At 43.9% G+C, this 22352-nt stretch carries 16 protein-coding genes; 5 read left to right on the top strand and 11 right to left on the bottom strand.

Annotated features, from left to right (window positions below):
• Positions 1–83: 83 nt before the first annotated feature.
• From HMPREF2893_RS06890 to uvrA, 4 genes are read right to left on the bottom strand one after another with little or no spacing between them, the layout of a single operon-like run.
• Entirely contained in the window at positions 84–1190 is a 1107-nt protein-coding gene (locus HMPREF2893_RS06890; protein WP_070675238.1) for an SPFH domain-containing protein, read from the bottom strand.
• Between the two features lie 8 nt (positions 1191–1198).
• On the bottom strand, positions 1199–2182 hold the full coding sequence (locus HMPREF2893_RS06895) for a TIM44-like domain-containing protein (protein ID WP_003008610.1): 984 nt from the start codon (positions 2180–2182) through the stop codon (positions 1199–1201).
• Between the two features lie 56 nt (positions 2183–2238).
• A complete protein-coding gene (locus HMPREF2893_RS06900; RefSeq protein WP_049471837.1) occupies positions 2239–3306 on the bottom strand; it encodes a M24 family metallopeptidase in 1068 nt (355 codons plus the stop codon).
• Entirely contained in the window at positions 3303–6128 is a 2826-nt protein-coding gene (gene uvrA / locus HMPREF2893_RS06905; RefSeq protein WP_070675241.1) for an excinuclease ABC subunit UvrA, read from the bottom strand. The genes HMPREF2893_RS06900 and uvrA overlap by 4 nt, the downstream gene beginning before the upstream one ends.
• Before the next feature lie 121 nt (positions 6129–6249).
• Here uvrA and HMPREF2893_RS06910 point away from each other — a divergent pair, with 121 nt between their 5' ends.
• Positions 6250–7194 carry a magnesium transporter CorA family protein gene (locus tag HMPREF2893_RS06910; RefSeq protein WP_003005422.1) on the top strand — a complete coding sequence of 315 codons (945 nt, stop codon included), beginning with the start codon at positions 6250–6252 and terminating at the stop codon, positions 7192–7194.
• Between the two features lie 28 nt (positions 7195–7222).
• On the top strand, positions 7223–7900 hold the full coding sequence (locus tag HMPREF2893_RS06915; RefSeq protein ID WP_049488557.1) for a DUF1129 domain-containing protein: 678 nt from the start codon (positions 7223–7225) through the stop codon (positions 7898–7900).
• A gap of 34 nt (positions 7901–7934) precedes the next feature.
• Here the strand turns inward: HMPREF2893_RS06915 and HMPREF2893_RS06920 are convergent, their stop codons facing one another.
• The 4 genes from HMPREF2893_RS06920 to rpsF all read right to left on the bottom strand — a co-directional run bounded on the left by HMPREF2893_RS06920 (position 7935) and on the right by rpsF (position 9703).
• On the bottom strand, positions 7935–8456 hold the full coding sequence (locus HMPREF2893_RS06920; RefSeq protein ID WP_070675244.1) for a GNAT family N-acetyltransferase: 522 nt from the start codon (positions 8454–8456) through the stop codon (positions 7935–7937).
• 157 nt (positions 8457–8613) lie between these two features.
• Positions 8614–8853, bottom strand: a complete 240-nt coding sequence (rpsR, locus tag HMPREF2893_RS06925) for a 30S ribosomal protein S18 (RefSeq protein WP_000068664.1) — start codon at positions 8851–8853, stop codon at positions 8614–8616.
• Positions 8854–8894: 41 nt separating this feature from the next.
• Positions 8895–9392 (bottom strand): single-stranded DNA-binding protein, encoded by a 498-nt coding sequence (locus tag HMPREF2893_RS06930; RefSeq protein WP_003008622.1) that lies wholly within the window; start codon positions 9390–9392, stop codon positions 8895–8897.
• 20 nt (positions 9393–9412) lie between these two features.
• Positions 9413–9703 (bottom strand): 30S ribosomal protein S6, encoded by a 291-nt coding sequence (rpsF, locus tag HMPREF2893_RS06935; RefSeq protein ID WP_003005040.1) that lies wholly within the window; start codon positions 9701–9703, stop codon positions 9413–9415.
• A 304-nt stretch (positions 9704–10007) separates the two neighbouring features.
• Here rpsF and HMPREF2893_RS06940 point away from each other — a divergent pair, with 304 nt between their 5' ends.
• From HMPREF2893_RS06940 to HMPREF2893_RS06950, 3 genes are read left to right on the top strand one after another with little or no spacing between them, the layout of a single operon-like run.
• Positions 10008–11060 carry a bifunctional glycosyltransferase family 2/GtrA family protein gene (locus HMPREF2893_RS06940; protein ID WP_031576918.1) on the top strand — a complete coding sequence of 351 codons (1053 nt, stop codon included), beginning with the start codon at positions 10008–10010 and terminating at the stop codon, positions 11058–11060.
• The gene (locus HMPREF2893_RS06945) at positions 11047–11949 is read left to right on the top strand and encodes a phosphodiester glycosidase family protein (RefSeq protein ID WP_031576920.1); all 903 of its coding nucleotides are present in this window, start codon (positions 11047–11049) and stop codon (positions 11947–11949) included. The genes HMPREF2893_RS06940 and HMPREF2893_RS06945 overlap by 14 nt, the downstream gene beginning before the upstream one ends.
• Positions 11930–12340: a hypothetical protein gene (locus HMPREF2893_RS06950; RefSeq protein ID WP_070675433.1), complete on the top strand. Its 411-nt coding sequence runs from the start codon at positions 11930–11932 to the stop codon at positions 12338–12340. Before HMPREF2893_RS06945 ends, HMPREF2893_RS06950 begins: the two co-directional genes overlap by 20 nt.
• 199 nt (positions 12341–12539) lie before the next feature.
• Here HMPREF2893_RS06950 and HMPREF2893_RS06955 read toward each other — a convergent pair whose 3' ends face one another.
• The 3 genes from HMPREF2893_RS06955 to HMPREF2893_RS06965 all read right to left on the bottom strand — a co-directional run bounded on the left by HMPREF2893_RS06955 (position 12540) and on the right by HMPREF2893_RS06965 (position 22218).
• Positions 12540–12992 (bottom strand): hypothetical protein, encoded by a 453-nt coding sequence (locus HMPREF2893_RS06955; protein WP_070675247.1) that lies wholly within the window; start codon positions 12990–12992, stop codon positions 12540–12542.
• A gap of 252 nt (positions 12993–13244) precedes the next feature.
• The gene (locus HMPREF2893_RS06960; RefSeq protein WP_070675250.1) at positions 13245–17744 is read right to left on the bottom strand and encodes an SGO_0316/SGO_0317 family LPXTG-anchored serine peptidase; all 4500 of its coding nucleotides are present in this window, start codon (positions 17742–17744) and stop codon (positions 13245–13247) included.
• An 85-nt stretch (positions 17745–17829) separates the two neighbouring features.
• Positions 17830–22218 (bottom strand): SGO_0316/SGO_0317 family LPXTG-anchored serine peptidase, encoded by a 4389-nt coding sequence (locus HMPREF2893_RS06965; protein ID WP_070675254.1) that lies wholly within the window; start codon positions 22216–22218, stop codon positions 17830–17832.
• Between the last annotated feature and the right edge of the window lie 134 nt (positions 22219–22352).

The following is a 22352-nucleotide window of genomic DNA, read 5'->3' on the forward strand; positions in this document are numbered from 1 at the left end:
TTTAGGAAGGCTAGAAGGCGGAGAGAGATTGCAGGAACGAGTCCTTAGAATCTCTATATCTCCAACTCCATCTTCACTATTCCTTATTGGTCCACAGGCACAATATTACCATCCGCATCTTTGGTGACATGGACATATTTTCCATCTACTTCAATGTAGAAGGTATGAGGCTTGTCTTGCGCTGGAGAGGCTTGTTTTTGAAGGTCATTGCCAAGGGCTTGACCCAAGTTCATCCCCATGATCATGTTCATGCCATTGCCACCTTCATTTTTAGCAGCTGCCACCAAGGCCTCATTGCGAGCACGACGTTCTTCGATTTCAATGGTATTGTACTTCATCGCTGCCAATTCACTGTCCAGTTTATTGACCTTGGCCATACTGTCTGCATCGTAGCTCAAATCTTCGATGAGGACATTAGTTAATTCGATACCATATAATTCTGTCCACGTTTTATTGACTTCGCGTTTTGCAACTTCATTGAAGACATCTTGGTCCGCATTGATATTGTAGATGTCTGCCTTATTTTCAGCCGTATATTTTGAAATAGCCACTGCAATTTTTGGAGCCAGATTTTGGCGCAAGGTTCCCTGAGCCACATCTTCCAAGGTAAACGGCTTATCTGCAGTGATTTGACGACTGACTGTACTGATGTAAAAGAGTACAGGATCTGCTACTTTAACATCATAAAGACCATAAAAACGAATGCTAAGAAGTTGTTGGTAACGGTCGCTAAAGTACTCAACTGGATTTTGGGTGCCAAATTTATTTCCTGTAAAAGGTTGCATCCGCACAAAAATAATTTCTTGTTGGGTGACCACTTGGCCTCCAAATGAGAAACGATTCTTGAACTGATCCCACGTTCCTTTCACACCCCCCTTTTCAAACAACCAGGCATTTTCACCGGCTTGCCATTCGTGGCTCCCTGCTTCTAGAAGGTCTCCTAGAAAAGTTCCATTATTGACCAAGAGAGCAACATAGCCTTGAGGAACAATGACAACAGAGCCATCTGTCAATAGACCTGTATTTTGGTTGCTCTGACGAGAGCGCCCATCTGGATCTTTGGTCAAGAGCTGTCCCTTAATGGCCAAAGCTGTTGCTGGAACAGCTTCTGGCAAGGTAATGGCTTCCTTAAATTTACTATCTTGAAAACTTGAAATGCCCGCTGAAAGGGCTGCTTTAATAAATCCCATACATTCTCCTATCTGTAGAATTCAATTTCATCCACAACTTCGTAGACATCCAAGACCCAATCTTTTGGATTGTGCTTCAAGGATGCTTGGCAATATTCACACTTGTCGATTGAATCAATCGTCAATGGCGCACCACAGTTCGGACAATGATCACTAACGACTTCTGAATTCTTAATGATCTCTGTCTGAGCTCCATGTTCACGGAGGAAGACCATGCGGTAAACGGTAAAGAGATCTTTGGTTGGATCCCCTTCGATCACACGGCCCGTTTCATCATTTCGGATGTAATCTCTCATCGTCGATGACAGAATGACTTCGATGCGGTCATTACCTTCTGGATTTTCGATAAAGTCTTTGATCTTTGAATCTTCCACACGCACGCGCTCTAGAACATTGGTTGTTTTGGCACGAATATGTTCTTGTAACTGCGTCAAGTGCTGCTCATAAAGACTCGTACTTTCTAAATTCCGTACGGAATTCCAATCTTTTTCTGTCCAAGCAGACTGCAATTGAAGATAAACCAGCTTGACTTGCGACAAGAAGCGGTCTTCATCAAACATTGGATCCAGTTTACGGATGCGGCGAATCGCTTCATAGTTATTTTCAATTGGTCGACCGGCCCGCTCTTCGGTTGTCCGTTTTGGACCACTATTTGAAGAGAATGATTCATCACTATCATTAGCCTCTTTTGCAATATTATAGATAAATCCAATCAATCCAACGATAGCAAAAACTGCCACTACACCACCAGAGTCTGTTCCAGAACTAGAACTGTAGCTACTGGATCCACCAGACCAGCTGCTGCCACCAGACCAACTACTTCCGCCATCGGACCAGCTACTGCCACTATCGGACCAACTGCTACCGCCACCTGAATCAATCAAGCTACTGCCACCACTATCTGTATTACCAACACCAGCATGGGCAGAAGGAGCAAATACAAATAGCAGGACTACTAGAAGAATTCCAACTATTACACTTCGTTTTTTCATAGGCCTCTTTTCTTATCTTTGTTTGTTACACAGGGGTTAAGAAAATACTGTCTATTTTATAGGACAATCAATTCTTTAGGAGCAAGAGTCAAGACTTCACAGCCTGTTTCTGTGATCAAGAGGTCATCTTCGATCCGCACACCAGAGAGGCCTTCGATATAAATCCCTGGCTCATCTGTCAAGACCATCCCTGCTTGAATCGCTTCTTTAGACGTTTGGCTGAAGTATGGTTCTTCGTGGATATCTAGCCCAATTCCATGACCGATTCCATGAGTAAAGTATTGACCATAGCCGGCTGCCTCGATCACATCACGTGGGATTTTATCAAAATCACGGAAGCCAAGTCCATCTTTAGCCGCAGCAATCAAGGCTTGATTGGCTTTCAAAACTGTTTCGTAAATTTCTCTTTCCTTGTCGCTGACATGTCCTGCATAGATAGTCCGTGTCATATCACTGACATAGTGATCATACAAGCAACCAAAATCAAGGGTCAAGGCATCTCCTGCTGAAATGACCCGATCACTTGGAGTCGCGTGAGGCATGGCAGAGCGTTCACCAGCTGCTGAAATAATATCGAAAGATACACCAGAAGCTCCCAACTCCCGCATTCTAAAATCGAGGAAAGTCGCTGCTTCCAACTCTGTCGTTTTCCCTACCTTAATATAGTCTAAAATATCATGGAAGGCTTGGTCAGAGATGCTACAAGCTTTTTTAATGGCCGCAATCTCCGTTTCATCTTTAATCAAGCGCAATTCCATTACAAAGTTCGCTAGAGATTGAAGGCTAATGCCACTGAAAACAGAAGCCATACGGGCATGGTAGGCTACCGTCACTTCGTCCTCAAAACCAAGTTCTTTGATGCCAAGGTCCTTAACGATCTCTGCAGCTGCAGTCAACTCATCGCGGGTTTCCACAATCTCTACAAAGGGGAAACAAGTCGCATGGGCATGGATGGTGTAGCGCGAATCTGTAAAGAGGACCACGCGTTCTTCTGTCACCAAAGCGGTCCCGTTTGAACCCCAGAAATTGGTCAAATAATAAACATTTTTCAAATTGTTAATCAATACCGCTTTGAGGTTTTGGGCTTTCATTTTGTTTCTTAAGTTGCTGATCCGTTGATTCATTGTAATTTTCCTTTCAAATATTGTCCTGTGTAGCTAGCAGGATTTGCTGCTACTTCTTCTGGTGTTCCGGTCGCAATAATGGTTCCACCACCGACACCACCTTCTGGTCCTAAATCGATGATATGGTCTGCTGTCTTAATGACATCCAAATTGTGCTCAATCACAAGGACCGTATTGCCATCATCCACAAATCGCTCTAAGACTTTGATCAAGCGAGAAATGTCTTCGGTATGGAGTCCGGTCGTTGGTTCATCCAAGATATAGAAGGATTTTCCTGTAGAGCGCTTGTGCAATTCAGAAGCCAACTTCATCCGTTGCGCTTCCCCACCTGAAAGGGTGGTCGCTGGTTGCCCCAGCGTTACATAGCCCAAGCCCACATCTTGGATGGTCTTGAGTTTGCGTTCAATTTTTGGAATGTGCTTGAAGAATTCAACTGCCTTATTGACCGTCATATCCAGCACTTCTGCAATATTTTTTTCCTTGTAGTGGACTTCGAGGGTCTCACTATTGTAACGACGTCCGTGGCAGACTTCACAAGGGACGAAGACATCCGGCAAGAAGTGCATTTCAATCTTGATGATCCCATCTCCTGAGCAGGCTTCACAACGCCCGCCCTTGACATTGAAACTAAAGCGGCCTTTTTTATAGCCCCGAATTTTGGCTTCATTGGTCTGAGCAAAGAGATCGCGAATATCATCAAAGACGCCTGTATAGGTCGCTGGATTAGAACGAGGAGTCCGACCAATCGGGCTTTGATCAATGTCAATCAAGCGATCGATATGCTCAATCCCCTGAATCGTCTTGTATTTCCCTGGTTTTTCCGAATTGCGGTTGAGCTTTTGAGCGATGGCTTTTTTCAAGATGCCATTGATCAAGGTCGATTTCCCAGAACCGGAAACTCCAGTGACTGCGATGAATTTGCCCAGAGGAAAGCGAGCTGTGATGTCTTGTAAGTTGTTCTCACTGGCTCCTGTAATTTCAATAGAACGACCATTTCCTGAACGGCGCTCTGTTGGAACCGGAATCTTGCGTTTGCCAGACAAGTACTGACCCGTGATGGATTTGCTGTTGCGTGCTACCTGCTTTGGAGTTCCTGCTGCAACGATCTCTCCCCCAAAGACACCGGCACCTGGGCCGACGTCGATCAGGTAGTCTGCCTCTCTCATGGTATCTTCATCATGTTCGACGACGATCAAGGTGTTGCCTAAATCGCGCATCTTCTTGAGACTGGCGATCAGGCGGTCATTGTCCCTTTGGTGGAGGCCGATAGACGGCTCATCCAAGATGTAAAGGACACCAGAGAGGTTGGAACCGATCTGGGTTGCCAAGCGAATGCGCTGGCTTTCTCCACCTGATAAGGTCCCAGCAGATCGTGACAAGGTCAAGTAATTGAGCCCCACATTGTTTAAGAAGGTCAAGCGATCCTTGATCTCTTTTAGGATCGGTCTTGCAATCGTAGCTTCATTGTCTGTTAAGATCAACTGATCTACGGCTTTTAAGTGGTCCGCAATCGATAGATCTGACACTTCCCCGATATGCATCCCCTTCTCCCCGCCGACACGAACAGAAAGAGCCTGGTCATTGAGGCGGTAGCCATGGCAGGTCGCACAGGTCAATTCGTTCATATAAGAGCGCATTTGATTGCGAGTGAAATCACTATTGGTCTCACGGAAACGACGGTGAATGTTGTTTACGACCCCTTCAAAAGGAATTTCGATATCCCGAACCCCACCAAACTCATTTTCATAGTGGAAGTGGAATTCCTTGCCATTTGAACCATAGAGGACCAAGTCCTTTTCTTCTTGAGAAAGATCGGAAAAAGGTCGGTCCATATCAACTCCAAAATGGATCATGGCCTGCTCCAACATCTGTGGATAGTAGTTGGAAGAGATCGGATTCCAAGGAGCGAGTGCTCCTTCGCGAAGGGTTAAGCGATCATCTGGCACCACCAAATCCAAGTCCACCTCTAGCTTAATGCCCAGCCCATCACAGTCTGGACAAGATCCGAAAGGCGCATTGAAAGAAAAGAGGCGGGGCTCTAATTCAGGAACGGTAAAGCCACAGACTGGACAAGCATAATGCTCAGAAAAGAGCAATTCCTTGCCATCCATGGTATCAATCACCACATAACCATCCGCAATCCGAAGGGCTGCTTCAATCGAATCAAAGAGCCGCGAGCGAATGCCCTCTTTGATCACGATTCGGTCCACCACCACTTCAATCGTGTGCTGCTTGCTTTTAGACAGTTCTGGAACCTCTGTCACATCATAGATCTCACCATCGACCCGCACCCGGACATAGCCGTCTTTTTGCACCTTTTCAATGAAATTCTTGTGCTGGCCTTTTTTCTTGCGAATAATAGGGGCTAGAATTTGCAGGCGTTGGCGCTCTGGTAATTCTAAGACTTGATCGACAATTTGCTCAACCGAAGAAGCGGTAATCGCTCCATGCCCATTGATACAATAAGGCGTCCCTACACGCGCATAGAGCAAGCGCAGGTAGTCATTGATCTCTGTTGCCGTCCCCACTGTAGAACGGGGGTTTTTACTGGTCGTTTTTTGGTCGATGGAAATAGCTGGACTCAAGCCGTCAATGGAGTCCACATCTGGTTTTTCCATATTTCCCAAGAATTGCCGGGCATAGGCCGATAAGCTCTCCACGTAGCGGCGCTGGCCTTCTGCATAGAGGGTATCAAAGGCCAGACTGGACTTTCCAGATCCAGACAAACCCGTCACCACGACCAATTTGTCCCGTGGAATTTCCACGTCTATATTTTTTAAATTATGGGCGCGTGCCCCATGAATGACAATTTTATCTTGCATGTTCTTACTCTAATCACCTTTTTGTTAACCTCCATTATAACAAATTTTTTAGTATTCTTTTATCCAAAACCGTCCTTTTTCTGATATAATGTTAAGGTGTAAAAAAACAAGGGGAGGCACCATGAAACAGGTCTTTTTATCGACAACGACTGAATTTAAAGAAATAGAGACGCTGGAACCCGGTAGCTGGATAAACCTTGTTAACCCTTCTCAAAGTGAATCGATGGAAATCGCCTCTGCTTTTAATATCGATATTGCAGACTTACGGGCACCACTCGATGCGGAAGAAATGTCCCGTATGACCATCGAAGATGAGTATACCTTGATTATCGTAGACGTTCCCATCAAGGAAGAGCGGAACAATCAGACCTACTATGTCACCATCCCTTTGGGAATCATCCTAACAGAAGAGGCTATCATCACGACTTGCTTGGAGAAATTGCCACTTCTCGATATCTTTATCAACCGACGCTTGCGGAATTTCTATACCTTTATGCGGTCGCGCTTTATCTTTCAGATCCTCTATCGCAACGCTGAACTCTACTTGTCAGCGCTTCGTACCTTGGATCGCAAAAGCGAGCAGATTGAAAGTCAACTCCACAAATCAACGCGTAATGAAGAGCTGATTGAGTTGATGGAGCTGGAGAAAACCATCGTCTACTTTAAGGCCTCTCTAAAAACCAATGAGCGCGTGATCAAGAAATTGACCAGTGCTACTAGTAACATCAAGAAATACCTAGAAGACGAGGATCTGTTGGAAGATACCTTGATCGAAACCCAGCAGGCCATCGAGATGGCAGACATTTATGGAAATATCCTGCACTCCATGACCGATACCTTCGCATCGATCATCTCCAACAACCAGAACAACATCATGAAGACCCTGGCCCTCGTTACCATTGTCATGTCCATTCCGACCATGATCTTTTCGGCCTACGGGATGAACTTCAAGGACAATGAGCTTCCGCTCAATGGCGAACCCCATGCCTTCTGGCTGATTATTTTCATCGCCTTTGCCCTGACTGGGTCTCTTGTCGTCTACCTCATCCATAAAAAATGGTTCTAACACCTACTAATAACACTAAGGAGTATTTATGTCTCAATTTGATTTGAATCAACTAAGCAAGAAAAACCAAGAATTTATCCGGATCGCCAAACACCAATTGCTTGAAAACGGAAAGACAGAGGAAGAAGCAGAAAGCCTCATCCAAGAAATTCTTCCAGCTATCCATGAAAACCAAGGAAAAGGAATTCCGGCACGGACCCTTTTTGGAGCTCCAACTGTATGGGCGAACTCTTTCAGCGAGAAAGAACGCTATGAAAAAGAGCATCCAAAATTAAACGATGCTCCCTCTCTCATGATTTTGGATTCTTTCCTCTTTATCTTTGGAGTCTTTGCTGCGATTAGCGCCTTTATGAACTTGGTTGCACCTCGCCGTACAGGCTATGGTTTGATCACCTTGATCCTTGGAAGTTTGACAGGGGCTTTGCTCTTATACCTTATGTACTACTTCTTCTATCAGTATATGGATGGCACCAAAGATCGCAGCGAGCGTCCCTCTCTTTGGAAATCCATGCCGATTCTTGTTGGAGTCATGTTCCTTTGGGTCATTGTCTTGTCCTTTACTTCCTTACTCCCACAAGTTCTCAACCCAACTATTCCAGATGTTTTTGCCATCGTTTTAGGAGCTCTAGCGCTTGTCCTTCGCTTCTATCTCAAGAAACGCTTTAATATTAAAAGTTCGAGCACAGCACCTGCAACTCGACGCTAAAAAGAAACGGATGAAGTTTTCATCCGTTTTTGTTTTACTGTATTTCCCTGTTCAACCTTTTTGAAAAATAGAGGACTAAGTCATCATTGTTTTCACAAGAACTGTAAGGGTCCAAGGGCTGATCCCTAAACCAGATACCAGATCCATCTGGGATATAGCCTCGTTTAACATACAGTCTTTGAGCTGGACCATAACCCGAGTGTAAACCAACCCCTAAAGTCACAATCTCTGAAAGTAGCCAGACTCTTTTTTCCGCCTCCTCTAGGAGTTGATTCCCAATTCCTCGATTTCTAAATGGCTCAAAAACATTAAAATCAGTTAGTTCAGGATAGACTCCCACGAAAGGACCGTGCTTGGCAGCAGGCAATATAGTGATATAACCTGCCACAAATCCATCCGACTCAGCTACTAATACGTCCCTTTCTCCATTCTCCTGATCCTGAAAATAGCTGGTCAAGATATCCTTTCTACCCGGCCACCCTTGGTGGACAAAGGCTTGAGAGATGTGCTCAATATCTGCCTTTATCATCCTCCTGATGATTACACCTTCCTTCATAGTTCCCTCCTTGATACATTTCTTCCCACATTATAACACGATTAGAGCTAGGGAAAGGTCAAAGAGGTCCACAGGACCTCAACTCGCTCTTACATTTCCAAGCTCGTGAAAAAGAGGTCCACAGGACCTGAAAAAAAGACCCGTAAGGGTCTTTTCTTTAATCTTCGTTTACGAAAGGCATCAAAGCCATTACGCGAGCGCGTTTGATAGCTGTTGTTACTTTACGTTGGTTCTTCGCTGAAGTTCCAGTTACACGACGAGGAAGGATTTTCCCACGTTCTGAAACGAAACGGCTAAGAAGCTCAGTATCTTTGTAATCGACATATTCGATTTTGTTTGCTGCGATGTAATCAACTTTTTTACGGCGTTTGAATCCGCCACGACGTTGTTGAGCCATGTTTAATTCTCCTTTATAGTTTTAATTCGTTAAACCCATTCTTAGAATGGAAGATCGTCGTCTGAGATATCCATTGGATTAGCTCCAAATGGATTTTCTTCACGACCAAAGTTTGGCGCTGCATTGCTTGGTTCAGATCCACCAAAGCTTGGGGTTGCATTTCCAGCAAAACCACCGTTGCCTGATGAATAGCCACCACCTGCATGCCCTTCGCGTGCTGCACGGCTTTCCAATAGTTGGAAGCTGTCTGCTACGACTTCAGTGACATAAACACGTTGACCTTGCTGGTTTTCGTAATTACGTGTTTGAATGCGACCGGTAATCCCAATCAAAGCACCTTTCTTAGCCCAGTTGGCTAAGTTTTCTGCTTGCTGACGCCAGATCACACAGTTGATGAAATCGGCTTCGCGCTCTCCATTTTGACTCTTGAAGTTGCGGTTGACAGCTAGGCTGAAAGTAGCAACTGCTTGATTGCTTGGAGTGTAGCGAAGTTCAGCATCACGGGTCATACGACCGACAAGTACAACATTGTTAATCATAAGTCACCTCGGATGATTTCTTACGCGTCAACTTTTACGATCATGTGACGAAGAATGTCACCGTTGATTTTTGAAAGACGGTCGAACTCGTTAAGAGCTACAGCGTCGTTCGCTTCAACGTTTACGATGTGGTAAAGTCCTTCACGGAAATCTTGGATTTCGTATGCAAGACGACGTTTTTCCCAATCTTTTGATTCAACAACAGTTGCACCGTTGTCAGTCAAGATAGAATCGAAACGTGCTACCAAAGCGTTTTTAGCTTCTTCTTCAATGTTTGGACGAATAATATAAAGAATTTCGTATTTAGCCATTGATAATGTTCCTCCTTTTGGACTAATGACCCCCTGTCTTTGCAAGGGGTAAGTGAGGTTTACTCACAAGAAACTATTATACCAGACTTTTCGAACAAAGGCAAGAATTATCTTTAGGATTTAAAAAATGATTTCTGGACGTCCCCTTCGAGAAAAAAGAAAGAAATGTCCTAAAAAATGATATTTTATAGAAGAAACTATTCCCACTCTTCCTCTCCTTTCCTTAAAGAAAACTGATATCAGTTAGCTTTAAGCTTGAGTCTTTATACTAGCTACAACAAATCTCAAGAAACGAGGAACGATTATGAATTATCTTATCATCCCCGCCTATCAACCGGATCTGAATCTTGTCAAACTGGTTCGCTTGGTCCACGCCAAGAGCGATCTCCACATCATCGTGGTCGACGATGGGAGTGATGCTGACAAAAAAGTGATTTTTGACAAATTAGAGGGTCTTGCGACAGTTCTGACCCATGAGCACAACCAAGGAAAAGGGCAAGCTCTCAAGACTGCTTATGCATACATCCTAGAAAGAGGCACCTATGGAAGCATTGTTACAGCTGATGCAGACGGTCAGCACAAAATTTGGGATATTTTCAGGGTTGTTAACCAATCTCAAGAGCATCCTGGAACACTTATTCTAGGAGCCCGCGCCTTCTCTGGAAAAGTTCCTTTGCGTTCCGCCTTCGGAAATAAATTGACCCGCTTCTTATTTAAGCAACAAACCGGAGTGGCGGTCAGCGATACCCAAACGGGCCTACGGGCTTTCACTACGAATCTCTTGCCTTTCATGCTTGAGGTTGACGGACAGCGCTATGAATATGAAATGAATGTACTCCTCGCAGCAAGCAAATCCTTCCCCATCGTGGAAGTTCCCATCGAGACGGCCTACATCAATGACAACGAAGGCTCCCATTTCCGACCTATTCGAGATGGCCTCATGATCTACAAGGACATGTTCAAGTTTGCCCTCTCCTCTCTGAGTAGTTTTATCGTTGACTATCTGGTCTACGCCTTCTTCCTTTTCGTGATGATGGCCGTGCCCATTAGTCTACGTATTCTCCTAGCCAATGGGATCGCTCGTGTAACGAGTTCCATCTTTAACTACTCGACCAATAAGCACCTAGTCTTTAAGAACAAAGACAGCGTCGCTAAAACTGGAAGTGGCTACTTTGGCCTAGCCCTCGGCCTCTTTATTCTCGATACGCTCTTGATTCGACTCTTCTATACTGCTTTTGGGCTCAATCTCCTGATCAGTAAGATTGTCGTTGGCTTCCTCCTCTTTCTGGTCTCATGGGTGATCCAGAAAAAAGTGATCTTCAAAGAAAGGACTGCTCCCCACCATGAAATTCTTTAAAAAATCCTACACCTATGCTGCCTGCTTTGGCCTTCTTTTGACCAGCAGTTTTAGCTACTCGATGCTCAAGACCTTTGTCTTATCCGATGCCATCCAAACCGTAAAAGCTACGACTACGGATACTAAAGCAGCAAAAAAAGCAGCTGCATCGGCAACAACGACCGATACCAGCTATTCAGATGACAATATCCAGGTGACTTTAACAGAAAAAACGGTTGAAAATACCCAGGTTTACATTGCAGATATCACAGTCAGCTCATCTGACTACCTCAAAACAGCCTTTGCACAAAACACTTACGGAACCAACGTGACGGCTAAGACCTCTGTCACGGCTGCCAACAACAGTGCCATTCTAGCAGTGAATGGTGACTATTACGGAGCTAACAGTACAGGATACGTCATCCGAAATGGAGTGGTCTACCGCGATACCGTTCGGGAAGATTCAAGCAATGGTGACCTAGCCATTTACAAGGATGGATCCTTCAAAATTATCTACGAAGATGAGATCTCTGCGGATCAATTGGTCAAAGACGGGGTCGTCAATCTCCTCGCTTTCGGTCCTTCCTTGGTTGAAAATGGAGAAATTACCGTCGATACCAATTCAGAGGTCGGGCAATCTATGGCGTCAAATCCACGGACAGCGATTGGGATCATCGATGAAAACCACTACATTATCGTCGTGTCAGATGGACGGACTTCAGAAAGTGAAGGACTATCTCTCTACCAATTAGCGGAAGTGATGAAGTCTTATGGCGTTAAAACAGCCTACAACCTGGATGGGGGTGGATCTTCTACCCTTTACTTCAATGGTCAAGTTATTAACAAACCAACAACAAATGGTACTATCTCAGAAAGGGCGGTGAGTGACATTGTCTATATCGGTTACTAATCCTATTAAACAACGGTTGAAAAAAACGATTCTCTGGTATATTCTGATTTCAGCTTTCTTCTTTGTCGGAAGTCGCATCTATGAACATTTTAGTTTTGGCGAAACCTCTGCCTTCATGCACTACCTCTTCTTGATTCCTTTGATCGGTGGTGCCCTACTAGTGCTTCTACAGTTGATGGTGAAAGGCTTCTCTCGCCTGAGCCTCAATCTTTGGAATTCAGGAGTGGCTACGCTCACAGCCGGGGCCCTCTACCGAGGGATTGTCAACCTCTCTGGTCGATCTACTACAATGGATCAACCCTATTATTACCTTGGAGTTGCCTTTCTAGCACTAGCTCTGATCAGCCTCTTCTTTGTCCGCAGTGTCTGGGTGGAGAAGGCATCCGCTTAGTCAGAAAACAATCTTAAAAAGAAATCAGATTTCCAGAAAGGCTCCAGCTTTTATACGAGATAGCTATTTTGCCAAGGATACTATAGAGTTTTCATTCTTTTTAAGGATGATTTCCTATAAAATACGAAAAAAACGAGCAGTTCTATGTATAGAACCGCTCGTTTTTGAGTAACATTTTTGCAACTTATTCCTGTCGCATTTACTTGACCCGTTTAAACTTTGCAAATTTGGATATAAGAGCTGCCTGTTCGTCCGTAAGATCAACATTATCCCCTTGAAAAGTTAATACATCTCCCTCAATTTTGTATCTCACTTTTTCGTCATTTTCTTTAGAGGATATCAACTTCTGCTTTTGATCTACTTTTAAATCTACTGATTTTTCTGTCTTGTTACCAAGTATACTAACAAAACCAGATATTTTTCCTTTCTCACCCTTTATTTCAAGGGTGAGTTTAATTTTAAGGTGATCAATGAATAGTTCTGCTCCTTCTATGGAATTTCCTTGTTCTTTAAGGATACTTTTTATATCTTCTGTGCTAGGTTCAAATACATAAACCCCATTATCACTGCGTGTAAAACTGGAGCAAGCTACGAGAATTACAGCAACAAAAGCTAATAATGTGGCAAATACAATACGCTTCATATGTTTCATAGAGAATCTCCTTTTCTAATCAAGACAATTTTATCACAAAAATAAACCGTTTTCAACGCACTGCTTATCCTTCTTTAGAAAGGCTAAAGACTTTCTTGTTACTACCAGCATGTTCTTGTTGTTTTCCTTTTAGTTCCATCTGTGATGAGTTATCTGATATCATTTTTATCGTTTCCAGCTATGAAATAGAAAACGAGCAGTTCCAACTATAGAATTGCTCGTTTTCCGACATGTCAACAATTTTATTTATGTTTACAAATCTTCACGTTTTTTGCTGGCTACAAAGCCTGCTAAAGCTAGTGAGGTCATACCAAAGAGGCTAAGGACGGTTGAAGCCAATTCTTCTTGACCTGTTTTTGGAAGACCAGTTGCTGGTGTAGCAGCTACTTCTGCTTGACCACCCGTATGATAAGTGACAGCGACTGGTTTGTTTGTTGCCACTTCTTTTGTTTCGCTTGCAGCTGGTTGAGCTGGAGTTCCTGGACTTTCGGATACCGCTAGTTGGTCTGGGGTCACTGGGGTTTCTGCTTGACGACTTGGCACTTCATCTATCACTAGTGTCGGATTTTCTGGTTGAATCCATGGTTCCACAATCGCTCCACTATGCACCTCTGGATTTGGCTTGATAACGTCTTTGACCAAAGAAAGAAGATGGTAGTTGATCCGATTGCTCACTTCATAAAGGAAATCATTTTCCGCAACACGATAGCCTGACGGGAGATCCACATGGACACGATAGGAGCCATTCATCAGCATGGTCTCAAAGCGCAGAAGATCATAGATGCTTTGTGGGAGAAGTCGGCTGATACCGTCATTCCCTACCACTTTTACAACCGTTCCTGCAGGGACCGGCTGATCAAATCCAATGGTCAATTTGTTTTCATCTAAATAATGGAAAGCAAAGGTTACTTTTGGATGTGGATTTTCAGGTGAAACGGTCACCTTTTTCACCAGCTCTGTTCCCCAATCATAATGGTAATCAGATAGGGTGATCTTGGCTGTATAAGTACCAAAAGGCAAGTCTGGGAAGGTACCACCATTGTAGGAAGCATTGAACTCTCCTTCCACTACACGTCCTTGGTCGTCCACCACTTGGTAACGAACGACGGATGGATAATAAGAAATGACTTCTCCACTGCTATCTGTGAAGACGACTTCTAAGGTACCCTTTTCAGCCTTCGGTTTTTCAGACTCTGTCTCACTTGGTTGTTCATCTGAACCGGTTTCATTCGTCGGAGTCGTTTCCTCTACTTTCTTTCCTTCAATGTCCATCTCAGTAGTATTGTAGACCTTATCCCAGATGGTATAGCGAACAGTAGAAGGGTCCACCCCTTCTGGAAGAAGATAGCTACCGTCCTCTTGGGGTTCCAAGGCCACTGTTTCCCCGTCCTTGACATAGGACAGATAAGTCCCTGCTAAGCCACTACCGGTTTCAAGTACCTTACCTGGGCGGAAAATCCGTGTTGCTGGATCGTACTGAGCACTTCCAGACTCGATGCTTGGAGCCGTATTGTCAATCTTAACCTTGAAGTTAAGCTCTTGTTGCTTGGCACCTGAAGCAGTTGGACGGTAGGTGATCACAAATTGGTATTCCCCATCTGGTAATTGCTTGCCGTCTTTGTCCAAGCCTTCCCAAGAGATTTCATAAAACTCTTCACTGCGATTCCCAATCCGGTAACTCCAGTCCGTCTTACGGTGGACTTCATTTCCAACCTCGTAAATTGGATTAGCACGAGTTGTGTCCTCCTTCTTGTAGACTGATAGGTGGACATTTTCAACATTGCGAAGCATGACGGCTTTTACCTTGACACTATCAAAGCTGGAATCGTTGTTCGGAGAGAAGTAGAGTTGATCCCCGTCAAAGCGATCCCCATCCTGACCAAGAGTTTTGGCTACGGATTCTCCATTTTCATAGACATAACTGATCAAAGAAGTAAAGTGATTATCTGGATGACGCTCTGGAGTTTCTGGGACTTTTTCATCTGGATAATCGGTCTTGTCCTTGTAGTAGTAAAACGGCTTGTCGCTACCTGTATATTCGTAGATAGGCTTTTCAATGCCACGTAGATTTTGGTAATCCCCATGGAAACCAACATAAGGGAGGCTGACCAGATGTTTTTGACTGCTGGCATCTTTAACCAGTACAAAACCTTCTAAGAAATAACCATTTGGCATTTGCTTGCTGAGCTCTTCCTTGTACTTGCTTGCATCAACTGCTACGTGGATGGTCCGCTGACCATTGGCTGGGATAGTCACCGTTTCCTTACCGTCTAAAGTTTCTAATAGACGAGGATGGAGGGTGAATTTGCCATCTTGAACTTGATCTGTCTGAAGAGTGGTTTCATATCGGACAGACTTATCTTGATTGGAAAGATTGTGGATGGTCACATCAAATTCAAAGGTATCTGTGACATTGCCAAGTGTCAGGCTACTTTTAGCATCTTTTGCTGTCACATAGAGGTCTCCTAGAGCTGCTGCTGTGACGTCCATGACCCCCGCTCCTTGCTGACGAACAGAGGAATAGGCATGCGTTTCCTCATCTACATGAGGGATCGCTGTACTCATAGTCATTTGTTTGACTAGAACCTGTAGTTGTTCTGGGCTAAGATGAGGGAAGCGCTCCTTCAAGGCTTGTTTCACCAGTGCAGTGGCTCCCGCAGCATGAGGAGAGGCCATGCTGGTTCCCCTATCCATATAGTATTCTCCATTATTAACAGATGAGTAGATCATTCCTCCTGGAAGGGTGACATCCGGTTTGAGATCCCCATCCGCTGATAGCCCCCAAGATGAGAAGTCAGATAGTTGATTGGCTACATCGTAAGGCACACGTTTGAATTTATTGGCAATATGGAGCTGGTAATCATTGGCATGTTGAGCCAAAACAAGTCCAGCAGCGTGGCCAATAACCCCAACTGGGAATCGTTCTCCGAGCCCTTCTAAATCAAAGCCTACAGGATTATTTCCCTGTTCCTCTGTTTGGTAAAAGATCACACCTGTAGCACCAGCTCTTTTGAGCTCTTTGACCTTGTCCACATCCGAAACTTCGCCACCTCGCTCAGTAAGAACTAAGCGCCCATTGATACTATCTGCTTGGTAGTGGTCGACCCCTCCCTTGTCCACATGGAGATAGCTTTGAGGGATGGTCGTGCGAAAAGCGTCGCGTTCTACAAAGGAATGCATCGGAATCTTGCCATCTGGGAAGTCCACGGAACCTTTTAACGCATCTACGGTCAGGCTTGCTTCTGTCGACTCATGCTTGGTGAGACTATTAATAGACGCGACTGAGATGACATTTGGATTGACAGATGGCGTCCCTGTCATTCCATAATCTGGTGTGGTGGCCAGTGGTTTGCTGTGCCAGAAGCCATTGGTCGCCATATTGGTAGAGGCAACTGTAATGGTTACCCCCGCCTTTCTTGCTGTATCAAAGGCCTGGCGGGTGATCTCTCCAACATCATAAACAGAACCTGATGCTGTTCCCAAACTCATATTGATGGAATCCGCCCCTAATTTGACCGCATCTTCTACCGCCTTAGTGTAGATGAAATTTTGAACTTGACCGCCCTTGGTATCTGAGAAAACACGTAGAAACATCAGTTGGGCTTCTGGAGCAACACCACGGATAATTTCACCATTTGGAGAGGGTTGAGAGGCGTTTCCCACAGCAGTTCCTGCTACGTGAGCCCCGTGTGAAATTGGATCGTCTTCTTTGACATTGTCATCCATATCACTGTAGTTATGAATGTAGACAATTTTATTGTTGTACCATTTACCGTAAGTGATCCCCGCTTTTTTCTTAGCCTCTTCAATTTCCGCCTCACTCTTGTACTTGGCCTTACTGATATCTGTTAGACGGAAAACATCATGGGCAGGGTCCACACCGGAATCAATGATCGCAACTACCTGCCCTTGACCCTTGATTCCCTTATCCCAGAGTGGTTGTAAATTGATCAGACTATTTTCTTCACTGACCTTGGTCCTAGTTGAAGTCGGTGATGCAGGTGCGGGCTGTGTTTCCGCCACTCTGGTCCGACCAAGTGGAGCATAATCTACAGCATCCACACGCGCTAGTCCCCGAATCTTTTTAGCATCTCCATAAGTCGTCTCTAGAGCCAAGCCATTAAAAAGCAGATTAAAGTCATACAATTTTTTGAATTGAATGGATTGCTTTTCGAGCTCTTTCAAAAACTGTTCATGATCCTGATTGGTTTTTTCAATGCGAGTCTCTTTTGAAGTCGGAGATACCCCTCCAATCCCATCAGAAAGCTTTTCTTTCAAGCGAACCAGGATCTCAACTGGGCTTGTTTCTTCTAAATTTTCCTTTACTGGTTCAATAGGGGTCGTAATTGGAGCAGCAACCCCATTTTCGTTTGGTGCTTCCGCAACTGAAGGTGAAGCCTTCTCTGCCTTTACTTGATTTGTAGTCGAACTGCTTGTATCGATTGAAGATGAAGGTAGAGACTGATTTGTCTTTTCCTTACTCTCAATCTCAGCTGTAGCAAGTTTTTTAGAGGCAGTATCTTCTATAACTGAAGTGGACATACTGTCCTTAGTAGCTGGAATCGGTTCTGCTGTTTTCTCATCTGTTGCTGCGGTTTCTGGCACCACTACAGATGGCTCTACGACAGAGGGTGTTGGTACGATCGTATCAGCTGAAACGGCTGAACCCATTAGAAAGGTACCAATCAAAACAGAAGCGACTCCAATTGCGTATTTACGAATGGAAAAACGCTGTTGTCGATGAAATTCCATAAAAACTCCTTTTTACACACTAGGTTAAGGTAGCTTCACACTACCTTAACCCTTATTTTATTCTTGCAACTAAACCAATAGAAGATTATCCTTGATCTGGACGATTTTTCTTCAAGCGGATAGCACCAAAAGTGAGAAGAAGAACCATCAAACCTACCATCCCTGTTTGTTCATTTTCTTGTCCTGTATTAGGAAGAGAAGGTGATGATTGACTTGAGACCTCTTTAGTCGATGGATCCATTTCTGATACTCTTTCAAGATTTTTCTGGAACATTGGACGGATATCTGTCTGTTTCGCGACTATTGGATGCGTATCGGTTACATCCGGTTGTTTTCCTTTTTCACCTTCTTGCGTCGTCGTTGACGGTTGAGGAGATGGAATAGGTGAAGATGGGATAATTGGATCTTCTACCTGATCATCTGAAACTTCGACAAAACTAGTTAAGTAGCGATTAATGCGCTCACCTACTGTATAGAAGAAATCATTCTCTACTGCGCGATATCCTTTTGGCAAATCAATATGGATCTGATAATCTCCATTAACAAGAATCTTTTCAAAGGTCTTTGGTTCGTAAAGGGTTTGATCCAACTCCACTTTTTGCCCCGTCCTTTTATCAATGGCAAAGACACGGGTTCCGCTTGGAAGCTCTTTATCAAAGACAAGATCAAAGCGATTTTTATCAATATAATGATAGACAAATTTGACCACACCTTCTGGATGCTCTTTGCTCAATTCCACCGTTACCGTTGTTGGAGATACCCAAGAGTAGTTTTGGTCTTGACCGACGACTTTTACAGTATAGGTTCCAAATGGAAGAGTTGGTAATGGATCTTCATAATAAATATTAAATTCCTTATCAACCCGATTTCCTCGACTATCAAATACTTGGTAACGCATCATTTCTGGATATTGATTGGTCGCTTCTCCTTTTTCATTGACAATTTGTACCTCTAAGCGTCCCACTGTGGCTTCACTAGTTTCATGTGTCGGACTTGCTTCCTCTGTTCCAGTATTTTCTGTCGTCACCTCGTCTGAAACGGTCTTTCCATCCAGAGTCATGGTATTGGTATTATTAACCCGGTCCCAAATATAGAAGCGTACTGTTTCTAGATCCACTCCGTCAGGGATAAGATAGGTTCCATCTTCGTTTGGAGTGATTTCTACTTCCTGACCATCTTGTTGGTAGGAGAGGTATTTACCAGCTAGCCCACTACCCGTTTCAACAATCTCACCTGGCTTAAAGAGGCGGGTTGTTGGATCATACAGATCCTTGGTGTTAGCTAATTGTGGCACTTGCTTATCGACCTTGACCTTTAAGACAATCTCTTGAGGTTTGGCACCAGGTGTGCTTGGACGATAAGTGACTACATATTGATAGTCCCCATCTGGCACAAGCTGATTGTTTTTATCTTTTCCACTCCAACGTGTCGCATACAGAATCTTACTACGATCATTGATTCGCCAGCCATAATCTGATTTCTTCTGGCTCTCATTGCCTTTTTCAAAAATTGGATGTTCTCTCTTGACGTCATCCGCACGATAAACAGACAGATGAATATTGTCCACATTTCTTAAGACCACTGCATTGAGCTTAACACTATCATAGGAACCATCCCCATTCGGCGAGAATACGAGACTATTTCCATCATAGTGCCCTTCTTTTTCTCCCAAGACAACTTGTACTTTTTTGCCCCCTCTCCAAATAGAGCTGACTAAGGCAGTAAAGTGATCCCCTGGGTCTTTTTCGGGGTGCTCCGCTTTTTCATTTGCGTAATAATAGAATGGTTTTTCATCCCCAGTGAAGGCATAGATGGGTTTTTCAATTCCTGGTAAATCTTGATAGTTCCCTTTAAAACCAATATATGGAAGACTCACTAGGTCTTTCTTAGTTTTGGCATCTTTAAAGAAGACAAAACCTTCTAAAAAGTAACCGTTTTTCATTTGATTCGTGAGCTCACTTGTATAGTTACTGGTATTCACAGAAATCGGAACCGTCACACTTCCCATAGCAGGAACATGAATGGTTTTTTCTCCTTCTTGATCCAGTAGTTGACGCATCTTCAAGGTAATACGTCCATTCTCCACTTGATCGGTATTGACGACCGTATGGTAAGTGAATTCTTTTGCTTCTGAACTAAGATTATGTACAGTGACATCAAACGTGAAAGAATCTTTAACATTTCCAAGGGTCAGACTGCTATTTGCTCCTTTTCCACCTGTTACAAAGACATCGCCAAAAGCTGCAGCTGCAGCATCCATAAGACCAGATCCTTGTTGACGAACCGAGGAGTAACTGTTGCTTTCCTGATCAAAATGAGGTTTGGCTGTACTCATGACTAATTGTCGCAAAAGCGTATGGATTTGCTCTGGGCTATAATTTGGGAATCGTTGTTCTAAAGCTTGCTTAATCAAGGCTGTCGCCCCTGCCGCATGTGGTGTCGCCATACTCGTACCTGCATCCAAGTCGTACGAACCATCTGGGATAGCAGAGTAAACATTTCCACCTGGCAAGGTAACATCAGGCTTCAACATTCCTTCAGCGGTTAATCCCCAGCCTGTAAAGTAGAGCATCTTATTCGCTTCACTATAGGGTACTTTCTTAACTTCTTGATGGAAAGCGATCGTATATTCCCCAGCATGTGTAGCTAGCTCTTTCCCGATAGAATGACCAAGTACACTAACAGGATAGAAAGATCCCCAATACCCCATGGAAAGATTTTGAAGGGTATCTCCTTGTTCTTCATTTTGATAAACAAGGACCCCTTTTGCTCCAGCTTGTCTGAGGGCATTGACCTTATCTTCATCTGTTACATCGCCACCACTTTCAACCAGTGCAATTTGGCCTTTTACAGCAGCATTTCGATAAGTATCTTCTCCCCCCTTCGGTACATAAACATAAGACTGTGGTCCTTCTACTGGAAAGATCAAGCGATATACAGGAAGGTCAATCAGACCATTCTGGAATTCTTCCTTATTTTTTAGAGCTGGAACTTCTAAACTAATTTTTGTTTCATGTGTAATGCTATTATTGAAAGCACCAATCGCTAGAACTCCCTTTTCAACAGCTGGTTCATCCATTGTTCCAGTATCCGGTGCATCTGCTTTTGGCTTAGCCTGCCAGTATCCACTCACGGCATAATTCCCTGCTGCGGCATTAATGATAACACCTGATTTTCTTGCAAACTCAAAAGCTTGACGCGTCAACGGATTGGTATCAGCTTCTGCCCCATTGACACCCCCAAAACTCATATTGATAGTATCTGCCCCCAACTTCACAGCATCTTCTACAGCCTTTGCTACAATAAAACCTTGTTCAGTCATCCCTTTCTTATCTGAGAAGACCCGCATAAAGATGAGTTGTGCCTCTGGAGCTACCCCCTTAAGTAGTTCTCCTGTTGGCACTGGTTTTGTTGCATTTCCTACTGCAGAGCCCGCCACGTGGGTCCCGTGCGAACGCGGATCATCCTCCTTGATCTCATCATTCATATCCGAATAGTTATAAGCATAAATCACCTTATCGTTGTACCACTTACCATAAGTAATTCCGGCCTTCTTCATGGCCACTTCCATCTGCTCTTTCTTCTTGTATTTGGCTCTACTCTTATCCGTTAAACTAAAGAAATTATGATCATAGTCTAGGCCAGTATCTAGGACAGCAACCACGCTCCCTTGCCCCTTGATTCCCTTATCCCACAATGGTTGAAGATTAATCAATTCATTTTCATCACTTACCTTGGTTGGGACCAGGGTCGTCTGCTTCTTCGGAAGACTCTGGTTTTCTATAGTTGTAGAAAGAGGGGTAATCTCAACGTTTTCAACTCGAGCTATCTTGCGAATCTCCAAGGCATCCTTGTAATTCGTCTCCAAGACAAATCCATTAAAGACCAAATCAAAATCAGCTAATTTTTTATATTGAATTCCCTTTTCATCTAGCTCTTTTAAAACTGCCGTTTTGATTGGGAGATTATTCCGAATTTGGTCTGCAATACTTGGAGAAGTTGCTACATCCTGTTTTTTCGTCTCCAAACGTACCAAGGCCTGAACACGTGCTTGATCTGTTACAGTTTCCGAAACACCTTCTTTATTGGCTACTGAAGAGTGTTCTGCTGCTGTTTTCTCCAGTTCCTCTTTCTTTTCGACTCCCTCCTTTTCAGATTTAGGATTAGAAGCGGAATCTACATTCCCATTTGAATCTGCTGTTTCAGGAGATTTCTCAGGTGTTGGTTGCTCTTGCAAAAAAGTTTCCTTACTTGATTCTTCAGTTGGAAGAGCTTCCTCCGAATTTTTTTCCAAACCAGATAACGGTTGAACCTCTTCTTTCCCTTCTTGTGCTACAATTGCAGGTGGTTCTACCGTTCCCTCCTGTTCCTGCGCTAAAACAGCCGGACCAAAAAAAAGGCACCCGACTACCACTGATACTAAACCAACAGCATATTTACGGAAAGAAAATCGTTGTTGTCTGTCATTTCTCATAACCAGACCTCCTTGTTTGTTGTAAGCGTTTACTGCCCCTTCATTTTAGTCCTTCTTTTATGTAAAGTCAATGCGGTCTGTCAAAATCTAAAATAAGTATAATATTTAGTTTATTTCTGACAATTTTTCTTTAT

The sequence above is a fragment of the Streptococcus sp. HMSC072C09 genome, from assembly GCF_001813105.1.
Lineage (GTDB): Bacteria > Bacillota > Bacilli > Lactobacillales > Streptococcaceae > Streptococcus.